We start from the raw sequence: 12,645 nt of genomic DNA, 5'->3' as shown, positions 1-12,645 counted from the left end.
ATAGCTTCCGGGCAATAATGCAAAAACTCCTTTTTAATGACAAAGATAGATTTAGAGCGCAGGCCCTATTCCTTGGTAAAGGTATTAACTTAAAGACGCTGGATAATTACGTTTCCTTGGCGAGTATGCCACTAATGATTAGAGCCGGTGAAGAAGGCTACGCTGTATTGCTGGCCTATGGTGCAGTCGTCCTGTTTAACCTTGAACCTGGAGAAAAGGTAGCCTTTTTGACCAAACTATCCTCTCAAATCAGCGGCCCTTTTGCCGACCCAGAAACAGAAGAGGTGGAAGTTCATCTCAGTATTAGTGAGAGCGAACGAGCTAAGGAAGGAAAAATTTTACTGCATGAATTGAGTATAGAACGCTTGCAGATAGTGGCTGATATTCTCGCTAAGAGTGTTGTGCTGTCTCACTATGAAACCAGCCTAGCAACTGTATTCGATCAAATTGAACCGTTTGCAGCTAGTCTCCAGCGTGAAAACAGGAGTAGACAACAAAGCCGGGAATTACTGCGTCAACTTGGGACTACTCTATTAGTTCAACATAAGATTGTAGGTCAAGTAGAGATTATCGATAAGCCGGAGTTGCTTTGGGAATCTCCACAGCTAGAAAATTTATATCTGCGCTTGGAGGATGAATACGAAATTCGCGAGCGTCACCATGCTCTAGAACGTAAACTAGACCTAATTTCCCAAACCGCCCAAACAGTACTGGAGTTCATGCAGCATAGCAGTAGTCAGCGAGTAGAGTGGTATGTGGTGATTCTGATTGTGGTAGAGATTCTGCTGTCACTTTATGACATCCTTTTCAAAAACTAATCCTAAATTTGGGGTTGTGAGATGGCGAGGGAGCGATCGCAACTACTCAAAATTCAGTGCGAGAAATCGCTCCTCAGAGCGACACTGTTAATAAGTTGCAAGCTCGGCTACGAACTAAAACTAGGCAGAAAAAAGCAGCGATTGCCTTGCTTGATAATGCTAAGTTGAAGTATCAACTCCTTCTCAAGTCGTATATGTGAGATATGACTAATACCTGAAAATTGCTTTAAGAAGAGGGGTAGTGGTAAATATGTAGTGAAAACTGATATTTACCACTACCCAGCAATGTTCTTGCTAACTTACTGGCAAACTGGAATACGGATTTGAAACTCCGCTCCCTCGCCGGGTTCTGAAGTGCAAGAGAGCGAACCACCATGTTTTTCGGTAACGATTTGGTAGCTAATCGACAAGCCCATACCTGTTCCTTTACCCACAGGTTTTGTGGTGAAGAAAGGATCGAACAGGCGACGGCGAACAGGCTCTGGTATACTCATCCCATTGTCTGCAATCCGAATTTCGACTCGATCGGCATCAATTTGCTCAGTGTGAATAGTAATGGTTGGAGTTGTAATTTGTCCTTGATTGTTCGTTAATGACTCTTCTAAAGCATCGATCGCATTACTCAACACATTCATAAATACTTGATTTAGCTGCCCTGCATAGCATTCCACTTGAGGCAAATTACCGTAGTGTTTAATAAGCTCAATAGCGGGACGATCTGACTTGGCTTTGAGGCGATGTTGGAGAATCATTATGGTACTGTCAATGCCCTCATGAATATTAACAGCTTTAATTTCGGCTTCGTCCATACGTGAGAAAGTTCGCAGAGAAGCGACAATTTGCCGAATCCGGTCTGCCCCAACCCACATAGAAGACAGTAGCTTCGGCAGGTCTTCTAGTACGAATTCTAAATCGATCGCCTCTGCTTCCTCCTGAATCTCTGGATGGGGAGATGGGTAATGCTTCTGATAAAGTTCCAGCAGTCTTAGCACCTCTTGGGTGTAACTGTTGGCATGGGTTAGATTGCCAAAGATAAAATTGACTGGATTGTTGATTTCGTGAGCAACCCCAGCTACCAGTTGACCCAAGCTCGACATTTTCTCGGTCTGCACAAGTTGAGCCTGAGTTTGTTGTAGTTTATACAGAGATTTTTCGATTTGTTCGGCTTTTTCTCGCTCTCGCGTTTCGGATGCTTGCAAAGCTTCATTTTTAGTTTCGAGTTCTTGTGATTTAGCTTCCAGTTGTTCTGAGTAAGCTTGCAGATTGGTGTAAAGACGGGCGTTGTCGATCGCAATCGAAATTTGTGCTATCAACAGACTCAGCACATTCACCCGTTCTGGGGTAAAAGCACCAGAAATGAGATTATTTTCCAGGTAAATAATCCCAGTAAACTTGCCAGAGTGAATCAGCGGCAAACACAAAATTGACTTGGATTGGTAAGTGGTGATATAAGCATCAGCCACAAAACGGGAGTCTTTAACAGCATTGTCTAAAACCAGATTGTTTCTAGTTCTTTCCACATAATTGCATAAGGCAACCGGGAGTAAGGATGAATTAGTTTTATCCTCTGTGTTAACAACAACGCTAACCTCGTTACCTATAACTATTCCCGTCGCTTCTAATATCCATTGATTCTCGTGCTTGGCAATAAAGTAACCTTGTTGAGCGCCAGCATTTTCGACGACAATCCTCATCAATTTTTCGAGCAACTGAGTTAGCACCATTTCTTCTGACAGCACCTGTGCAGCTTTCATCACTGTCATGAAGTCGAGAATATGAGCGCCTCCTGTAGTCGTAGAGCTTGTTTGAAGAGTGTGCAGGTAATTCGTTTCTATTTTTTCTGTATTTGACCGCAAAATTAATTGCGGATAGCGTGTTTCTAAATCTTTGACTTTAGCAACAGCACCCCAATGACTATAGGCGTAGTAAGCATTAGTCATGTAGGTTTGAGCGATCGCTTCTTTACCCCATGACAAATAGAATTTGGCTGCGAGTTCGTGGGCGAGAGCTTCCTCGTTGATATACTCGTTTTCTTTAGCAAGTGCGATCGCTTTTTCATACATCTCGATCGCTTCGATTTTTTCGCCTAAAACCCGATGCCGTTCTGCCTCTACCAAATAGAATTTGTGTAAATGATTCATTGGGGCATAATCCGCCCATTTTTGGATTTTTTCTTGATTAGCTTGGACGCGATCCAGGATGGCCTTTTGCTCTGATTCTTGGCTATTGGGATACACCGCTAGCCGCACTAAAGAATCGTAAAAATTCAATACAGGAACAAGGGGCATTCCTACCACTGCATCTAAATACTTCTCTGCTATAGCGAGATTCTCAATCGCTTCTGAGTAATTTTCAAACCAATAACAAAGCAAAAATTTGTTCAAATATATGTAGCCAACTCCCCCATTGTCGTTTGCTTGCTGGTGCAGTGGCAACCTTATTTGTTCATCGCAGGCTTCACCCTTGAGAAGGCAGGGATTTTCATTTTTTCCCAGTAGATTTAAGATAGCCTGCCAATAGATTTCTATATAATAAAGCGCTGTTTCTTGCTTGGTTTTATAAATAGCATCTCTGCTTCTTGCTATTTCTCTTTCAAGGACAGTTAGTTCTTTACCGCTAAAGTAAGCTAAACAGGAGTACTGGAATAGACTATAGCCTGCATATTCTAAATCTCCTGTCTCCATTCCGCTAGAGTAAGCTGACAGCAAAGGCTCTAAGGTTTCTCTCAGATGCTCTTTCCAATGTCGGATAAATAGATTTACGATAAAAACTGTCTTGGCTTTGATTTCTTGAGCATTTAACTTTGACACTAGATTTAAAGCCAACTGACCAAATTTATAACCTGAATCAATATCTCCCACAATGGCACAAAGAAGAAAACCATAATTGGCATAAGCAAAAGGAGAAACGGCAGCATTACCATATTCGACGGATAATTGTACTTGTTTGCACACCGTCAGGGGCAACAGTGCAGGAGCAACAATATATGCAGGAGCAAAGATACTTGACAAAAGTCTAATGGCTGCTAATCTATAGCGATCGCTCATTTGAGGTAGTTCAATTAAATCCTCAATTCGCCTTCCACTCAAAATTGCCGCAGTGTCCGCCAATCCTTGCCCAATGTCTGACGCGTTCGGTTCTTGAGGAAACTCTACCCCTAACAGCTTTAAAACTTGTAACGCTGTGTTAACCGCTTCTAGTAGCCTGTTCTGCGCCATATAAGCTTGCATCTGGACTTCATACACTTTAATTTTGTCCAATAGCGTCACAGCACGGTTTTGGACGATCTCAAACAATCTCTGCATTTCTTCAAAATCACCGCTCAAAAAAGCTGCCTCTGCCGCTTCTGAGTGCAGTGTTAATGTCAGTTCATATTCACACTTCCAGCTTTCTTCTGCTAACAGTCCCAAACCCACTTGTAAATATTTGATGGCGGAATCGTGCGCTGTGGCTGCTTTTGCTCTTTGACCTGCGATGAGATTTAGTTCTGCAAGTTGGCATTTTTCTGCTTCAGAAATCAGTAAATCAGTACCATAATTGAGTTGATTAACTAAAGCAAATATATTTTCTTTGCGTTCTTCTGGCGTCGTATTTTGCAGCAGTAATTGACCAATTTTCAGATGCGTTGCTTGTTTGCGATCGTCGGGAATTAGAGAATACGCGGCTTGCTGTACTCTGTCATGTAAAAACTTGTAATCAACTTTGATATCAGTTAAGGTAATGCCACCTGACTCTTCTTGACTAAATGCTAAAGGAATTTTGTAATCCTGACTTAACGGTAGAATTAACCCAGCTTGCAGGGCTGACCACAATTGCGCCGCAGTTATTAGAGAAGATACTTCGTTGACGATCGCTAATACATCTAAGTTAAAAGTATTACCAACACAAGCAGCCAGTTTTAGAACTTGTTGCGTTTCTAATGACAGTTTGCGAATATTTCTCGCTGTCAGTTCAACAACATTCAGGTCAGTAATGCCGATCGCTTGAATATGTTGAATATTCCATTGCCATACTCCTGAATGGAAGTCATACGTTAACAAGTCTTCTTGGTATAGGGTTTTCAGCAATTGTGTTAAGAAGAAAGGGTTCCCCCCGGTTTTATGGAATAGTAATTCTGCTAGTGGCTGACTGTGTTCTATGTGATTCAATGTATCGCTAATTAACGCTTCCACATCCGTTAACTGCAATGATGACAAGACGATGTTATTCACCACCGCACCAGAAGATTGAATTTTGGACAAACTCATCATCAATGGATGGGTGGATGACACTTCGTTATCACGGTATGCCCCGATTAGCAATAAATATTTGCGTTCAGTATCGGTCATCAATAGCTCAATTAAGTTCAGTGATGCCGAATCTGCCCACTGCAAGTCATCCAGAAAGACAACTAAGGGATGGTCTTGGTTCGTGAATACCCCAATGAATTGCCCAAAGACGCGATTGAAACGATTTTGAGATTCTGTCGCTCCCAATTGTTTTACAGGTGGCACAGTTCCAATAATGAGTTCGACTTCGGGAATCACATCAATAATTACTTGCCCATTTTCTCCCAACGCAGCTAACAGTTTCTCTTTCCACCCTTGAATTTGGGCAACGCTTTCGGTGAGTAATTGCTGAATCAAAGATTGGAACGCCTGAATCAACGACGTGTATGGAATATTGCGTTTGAACTGATCGAACTTGCCTGCAATGAAATAACCTCTGGCTCCGACAATCGGTTTATGAACTTCATTGACGACACTCGTCTTGCCAATGCCCGAATAACCAGAGACGAGCATGAGTTCGCTGCTACCACCTGCCACACGCTCAAATGCAGTCATTAATGTTGTTACTTCTGCTTCGCGTCCGTAGAGTTGTTGTCCAATCAAAAAATGTCCAGATTTGTCCCGTCTCCCGGGTACGAAGTTTTCAATCTTGCCAATCACTTGAAGTTGAAACAAGCATTCCTCTAAATCCGCTTTCAGTCCCCAAGCGCTTTGATACCGCTCCTCTGCTGTTTTCGCTAACAGTTTCAAAATAATTGCACTAATCGCCTCTGGCACATCTTCCAGAACACGGCACACGGTTTCACTACAGGGTGCGACTGGCATTTTGGCAATGTGACAGTGGATCAACTCCATCGGGTCATTAGCATAAAACGGCAGCGTACCAGTTAGCATTTCATACAAGGTGACACCCAATGAATAAAAGTCGGTGCGATAGTCGCACACCCGGTTCATTCTGCCTGTTTGTTCAGGCGACATATAGGCAAGAGTACCTTCAAGCAAATTTGGATTGCTCAAAGTAGGATTTTCTCGATCGAGGCGAGAGGAGATACTGAAGTCAATCAGTTTTATTTCTCCTGATTCGGGATTAATTAGAATATTGTGCGGCTTAATATCTTTATGTATAATTTTTTGGGCGTGTAGCTCTCCTAAAGTGTGCGCCAAATTAATCGCCACCTTAAGAAAAGTAATCAAGGTAGTTTTTTGAGTCACAATCATTTCTTTGAGCAAGCAACCCGGAATATCTTCCAAAACCAAAGCCAGACCATGCTGATAATTCTTTAACTCGTAGGCTTTAACAATGCCAGGAATTCGCAGGGACTCAATGATTTGATATTCGTGGCGCAGTCGAGCAATATCTTCCAGTGGTGGATGTTCGCACAGAAGAGTTTTAATCGCCACAGAGACATTATCGGTTTCTCGCCGTCCACGATAAATGACGGTTTTACTACCGGAGTGAAGGGTTTCGAGGAGTTGATAACCAGATAAAGTAGCTGTCATTGTTTTTTCTTGCAATATAAGCATTCTTAATTTGCCCATGCAAGTTTAGCTTTGTAACATCTGAGACAAAAATAAGCATATTTTTACGAGATGTTACATAATTAATTTTGATTAAAAGTGTTTATTATGACTTGATTTTCACGGTATTTTGCATGTTTTTGACCTGTAATGAACTAACGCTTATCTTATCGCAGCCGCAAGTAAAGACATGACGCAACGAATCAAAGCCAACGCCTATTTTCTCTGCAACAGAAGAATCGTTGGATTTTCGTGGGAGTCAGCTTCTCGATAAAAGATATTTGTAGGATAAAAACTGGTGATATGGTCGTTATCCTCCAGTTTCTCAAAGATTGAGATCGGACAATCCAGGCTAATCATCAAGACGACGGCCCAGTATCCAGTGGTATTTGCGAATAAACAAGCAGATATTCCTTAATCATACAGTTTTTTGAAATGAGGCGATCGCATTCGTGTATTCTCCAAGTATGAATACTGCACCAAAACCAGCAAAAAAGGTGGATGTGTGGCATGAATATGTCGGATATTGTAAATTCAAACCATAATTTTATATCTAGCAAAATTAACGAAAATTAGTCAGAGGGTAAACACATTTTGGAGATTACTTTATATAGTATTTATCTAGAAGTTTAAAATATCTAATGATTCTTCTATTTCTAAATCTAATATTATTTCTCGTGTATCTTTGAGTGCTTCTAGCTTACCTTCTTTACGATAGATATCTGCCGCTTTTTGAAAATCTTCAATTGCTCCCTGTTTATCTGCAATTTCTAAATGAATATTACCACGGTTATAATAAGCATCAGCATAGCTAGGATTAATCTGGATTGCCTGAGTATAATCTTCAATTGCACCCTCAAAATCTCCTAAATCTGAACGAGCATTACCACGGTTGTAATAAGCATCCGCATAACTAGGATTAATCTGGATTGCCTGAGTATAATCTTCAATTGCACCCTCAAAATCTCCTAAATCTGAACGAGCATTACCACGTTTTTTATAAGCTATAGCATCTTGAGGATTAATCTTGATTGCTTGAGGAAATCCGGGCTGAGAATTTAATAAATAACGAGCAATCCCACGGTTTTTATAAGCATTAGCATAATGAGGATTAATTTTAATAGCCTGGGTATAATCCTCAATTGCTCCTTGGTTATCTCCAACATGAGAACGAGCTTCCGCGCGATTTTTATAGGTTACGGCAACATTAGGATTAATTCTAATAGCTTGAGTATAATCATTAATCGCTTCCTCTAATCGCCCCAGTTGATAGAGAGCTAAACCTCGTTTATTGTAAGATTTAGCATCATGAATATTCATCTGGATTGCCTGGGAATAATCTGCGATCGCGGCTTCGTAATCTCCTATTTGATAGTGAGCTAAACCTCGTTTATAATATAAAACATCAATATCGCCTTGATTAACTTGTAAGGCTTGATTATAGTTAGTAATTGCATTTGTATATTCTCCTTTTTGAAAGCATTCATCACCCAGTTTTACATAAAATATATTTAAATCTCCATTATCATATTCAGGCTGGAAAGGAGACTTGAGTATCTGATGATTGGTTGATTTAGATAGAATTTCCTGTTTCGGAAGATATTTATAAATAGGTGGTTGTTGGCGAGAAGAATTATTTATAGAAGATTGTAACTGTTCTAGATAGCACCATAAACCACCACCATATAGTAATTGTTCTATTCCAAAAGAAATTTTACCAGTCTTCAACTTAATCATCCGCGTTGGGAGAAAGCCAGCCACAAAAAGGTGATACTCAGATTGTGCTTCACTCACATCTTCTTGAATTAAAATGCAAACTACAACTGCATTTTTTTCAACTTCTTCAGAACTAATTGACCATCTTACTCTGTCAATTCGACCATGACGAGATTTTACCTCGATACCAATAGATGGGTCAGAAGTCAAGGTAAAATCTATATTACCATCACCGCCAAATCGCTTTTCATAGTCGACTTCGGTAATAAAATCAGCTAAACGTTCTTTGACAACTTCCTCACCCAACTTCCCTTTGAGATAGCTAAGAAAAACATCACGGACTGGTAAAACACGCTTATATTTCTCAGCCATCAACCAGCAAAATTCCCGTAGTGCCTTTAACCTCTCTCCAGAAATTATAGTTAATTCACTATATTGACCTTCTGTTTCACAATGAAGCAGACAACCAGATGCTAACCTTTTAATAAAATCAGACTGTAGCGATCGCAGTAGTGTAATCCAGTCCATTTATGTTTCTGCGAATCTTTTGATGAGATTATTCTATTAAAATATCCATTCGGCGTAAAGCTTTTAATTAGCTCTTTAGGCGCAGCCATGTCTAATTATGCCAGAGTTTTGAAGAGTTGGGAGAGTGCGATCGCTGGGAATAATACATGAAATATTAATTAGCTAACCACCCAATACGGTTCGGTTAAAGGGGAAAGGGAAAAGGGAAAGGTTTTGAATACATCCTTTACCCTTTACCCCTTCCCCTTTTCCCAGACCGCAGGGTGGTTTCATACAAGCAGAGAATAAATTAAAACTGGGCTTCAAAGCCCCCGTGGGGGAGAGGAATGGAAGTGAGGGAAAAAACCTGGACACAAAACGAGAAATCAAGACTTATGTATTTTTCTTTTTTCGTATGAAACCACCCTGCTCCTCGCAAGCGGGGAGAGGGTTGGTGGTGGGATTCTAAGAACAACTAGTGAGGGCTGCACCACATTGTTCTTCCCTTGTCAACCAACCCTTAACACCTTGATATTCTACCTGCGCCCAATCTCCCTGACAGCCTAACAATTTGACGGGCATATTAGCAGGAATTCTTCTCAGTTTTTGGCTTTTTTGACTGCTACTAGCATAGAAATCTACGCTGTTAGTACCGTAGCCTCGCGTTGTTAAACCTAACTTTGGCACAAATACCCATCCAGTTCCTTGAAAACCATTGCTAGCATTAGTAATCTGCACCCAATTTCCAGCAGCACCAATAACATGAACTGTTTCCTTAATGGGTATTTGTCCTATAATTACGTTATTTGTACTTGCACCACTCCGCACATTTAACCCTTGGGAATCTGTATCAGTGACGTAGGCAAAAAGATTGCACTTTTGAGAATTACTTGATTTCGCTAAACTTATTTCACTAGCTATACCAGTATTGAGTATCACACTAATACAACTGAATGCCAATCCGATCGCTAACTTTGATGCTGGATTTTTCACTTTTTTTGTCATCATTTCTTCAAGTTTCTGGCATCAGTACCCAAGGCTGGAGTTTTATTGATATGTCCGAATCTACCTAAACAAATTCTGGTTAACTTTGTAAGGTAGTTCTATTCAAGAAATTTTAGTACTGCATAACACTTTTAATTTTACAAAATTTAGTCCTGCGATCGCAGATGGCTGCAATCCAATGTTAAACTCACCATCCCAGGTTTTTACGGTGCAAAGGTTATCTGACTTTGTTGGGCCAACTGCTGGTTTTGAGTTGTAAATTTTTAATCGTATACATTTACTATTTTTGTTCGAGTTGTTTTATCAATTCTTCAGCTTTACGAACATCATATTTACGTCCTTGCTGCTCGAATAAATCTCGGCAGCACCGCATATAAGCTAGACCTTCCGCCTTTTGCCCAGATAGCACTAGAGCGTTACCTAAGTTTCCGTATGCTTCGGCAAAAGTTGGATTGAGGCGAATTGTTTGTTTATAAGCTGCGATCGCGCCTGCTAAATCGCCTTGTTGGTCGAGGGCAACTCCCAAGTTGTAGTAGCCTTTCCAAGACGAAGGATTGCTCTTGATTTCGCTTTGATAAGAAGCAATTTTATCGGCAAGTACGCCAAGACCTTCCGGCAATCCTAATTCCAAACTGAGTGCAGAGCGTTTGGAATCTGGGGCAGTTGGGAGTTGTTTGGTAAACTCAGCAGTTGCAGCTTGTAAATCCCCTTTTTTTTCTAAAGTAAATCCTAAGTTAGCCTGTGCTTCACCGTAGTTAGGAGCAAGTTCTAGGGATTTACGAAAAGCAACAATGGCTTGGTCTAGTTGCTTTTGCTTGACAAGTATCACTCCCAGGTTGTTGTAAGCAGACGGCAGGTTGGAATTAGTTTTAATGCTAGAGCGAAAAGCAAGTTCAGCTTGAGCAAAATTTCCCTGCTTGTAAGCCGCAATTCCCCGCTCCAGATAGCACTTGCTATCGCACATCGGGTTGCAAATTAAAACCAGCACTAATGGCGCAATTGCGACCAATAGAATTAATTTTTGTAAAACCAAGATTAGCTTAGAAGTCATATAAATTTTTTTTCTTTTGATATCAAAAGCATCCAAAGTTGCGGTGTAGAGCCAAAGCAACTGGTATTTCCGAGATCGCCAGTAAAAATGCTCCAACAATAGTAGCCTTGCTAGCTAAGTAGTGTATGTAACTATATTAAGTTTTCAGTATTATAAATAACTTAAAAAATTTTATTAACTCGTGATCTAGATCAGTGCTAAAAGCTCAAGATACTTCCCACAATAGATCGGGGCAAAGTCTAATTTCGTAGCTAATTTGCATACCCCAAATTTTTTTGTATATTTAAACATTGGTATTAATTTTATGAGAGAAGTGATCCCAGAAGAAAAGACATATTTAGAGCTTTCCGAAGCTAGTGGAAGTTCTCACAAGTTTTATGAAGTGATAGTTCAAGATAACCAATTAACTATACGTTACGGTCGTATTGGCGACTGTGGGCAAACTCAAACAAAAGCTTATCCAACTTCTGAGAAAGCGAAAGCAGAGGCTAATAAAAAAATTAAAGAAAAGCTCAAAAAAGGTTACGAGGTAGCTGTTATGGGTGTTCGCCAGAAGCGCCCTGTGACACGCCGCCAAGTCAGCAGCACTATTTCCACCGCAAAACAAGCTCCGATTATTTGGAAGTTTGCTTCTAATTCAGCTGCTTTTGGAATTTTCATTGATGCCAAACGTTGCTGGGTTGGAAATCAAGCAGGTCAAGTTTTTGCTTTGAATCATCAAGGTCAAACGATCAATCGGTTTAAGCTTCCTGATGGCGTTAAATGTTTAGTTGCCGATGATATTTGGATTTATGCTGGTTGCGATGACGGCAATGTTTACGACCTGACTGGCAAACTACCGCGTCTGAGCTACAAAATTGATGAAAATGTCGATATTTTTTGGTTAGATATCAAAGATGGATTGTTAGCCGTCTCTGATGCCAATGGTGGGGTAACGACAATCGATCATGATGATGAATCACAGTGGACTCGTCTAAGTCAAGGCGATTCCGGCTGGATGGTACGTTGTGACCAATCTGGGATTTATCACGGTCATAGCAAAGGCGTGACAATGTACGATCGCCTTGAAGGTCGGATGTTATGGCATCAAAAAACTCAAGGCAGCGTACTGTTTGGTTGGCAAGAGGCATCAACAGTCTATGCCGGAACAAGCGACCATAAAGTTTACTGCTTTAATAAAAATGGGGAAGTTGGCTCCGTTTTCAAATGTGATGCGTCAGTTTACTCTTGCGCTACCGCACTTAACGGGAAGTATGTGTTTGCTGGAGACAATAGTTCTTCCATTTACTGCTTTGATCGGCTAGGAGAGCGTCTTTGGAAGCTTTCTACAGGGTGTGGCTCGGCTTTATCTATGCAGTTTTTCAACAACTATATTTATATTGTTACAACAGATGGTTATTTGGCTTGCATTGATGCTAGTGAAACTGCGATTGGCTCTGCTCAAACAGGCACAGTTCCTGAAGCTGTAGTAATAAAAGCACCATTAGGTGAAGGAGCAGCACCCTCATCTGTTCTAGAAACTACTACAAATACAAGCTCTGGGGTTATTGTTGAATGCTTTCGAGAAGGAAGTAAATTGAGAGTTCGTGTTGTTTCTGATGGTTACAACCACAACTGGAAAGTCCAGTTTCCCAAAGATATTCGTGTTGAAGGTGCGCGTTACCTTGTTCAAGAAATACGTGAATCAGCCAGTGGCGGATTTTACCGTACCTATGGTGATATTCAAAAATTAGTTTAACTAGATAGAGCGTCAGCTTCAGCA

General features: G+C 40.7%; 6 protein-coding genes. 2 read left to right on the top strand and 4 right to left on the bottom strand.

Going from position 1 to position 12,645, the window contains the following annotated elements; genetic code table 11:
• The first annotated feature begins 17 nt into the window (after positions 1-17).
• Positions 18-818 carry an RMD1 family protein gene (locus tag V7K45_RS09775; RefSeq protein ID WP_335002766.1) on the top strand — a complete coding sequence of 267 codons (801 nt, stop codon included), beginning with the start codon at positions 18-20 and terminating at the stop codon, positions 816-818.
• Positions 819-1,117: 299 nt separating this feature from the next.
• On the opposite strand, the gene V7K45_RS09770 is transcribed toward V7K45_RS09775, so the two are convergent.
• The 4 genes from V7K45_RS09770 to V7K45_RS09755 form a co-directional block, all read right to left on the bottom strand.
• Positions 1,118-6,586, bottom strand: coding sequence for a trifunctional serine/threonine-protein kinase/ATP-binding protein/sensor histidine kinase (locus tag V7K45_RS09770; protein WP_335002764.1), 5,469 nt, complete (start codon positions 6,584-6,586; stop codon positions 1,118-1,120).
• Between the two features lie 639 nt (positions 6,587-7,225).
• Positions 7,226-8,848 (bottom strand): tetratricopeptide repeat protein, encoded by a 1,623-nt coding sequence (locus V7K45_RS09765; RefSeq protein ID WP_335002762.1) that lies wholly within the window; start codon positions 8,846-8,848, stop codon positions 7,226-7,228.
• Between the two features lie 444 nt (positions 8,849-9,292).
• Complete coding sequence (locus V7K45_RS09760; protein ID WP_335002818.1) at positions 9,293-9,832, bottom strand: SH3 domain-containing protein; 540 nt, start codon at positions 9,830-9,832, stop codon at positions 9,293-9,295.
• Between the two features lie 280 nt (positions 9,833-10,112).
• Positions 10,113-10,883, bottom strand: a complete 771-nt coding sequence (locus V7K45_RS09755; RefSeq protein ID WP_335002760.1) for a tetratricopeptide repeat protein — start codon at positions 10,881-10,883, stop codon at positions 10,113-10,115.
• 316 nt (positions 10,884-11,199) lie between these two features.
• Between V7K45_RS09755 and V7K45_RS09750 the strand changes: the two genes are divergently transcribed.
• Positions 11,200-12,621: a WGR domain-containing protein gene (locus V7K45_RS09750; RefSeq protein WP_335002816.1), complete on the top strand. Its 1,422-nt coding sequence runs from the start codon at positions 11,200-11,202 to the stop codon at positions 12,619-12,621.
• Positions 12,622-12,645 lie beyond the last annotated feature (24 nt).

Origin of the sequence: Nostoc sp. (assembly GCF_036917375.1) — a bacterium.
In the GTDB taxonomy this organism is placed as follows: domain Bacteria; phylum Cyanobacteriota; class Cyanobacteriia; order Cyanobacteriales; family Nostocaceae; genus Nostoc.
This window is presented reverse-complemented; position numbering and strand designations above follow the sequence as displayed.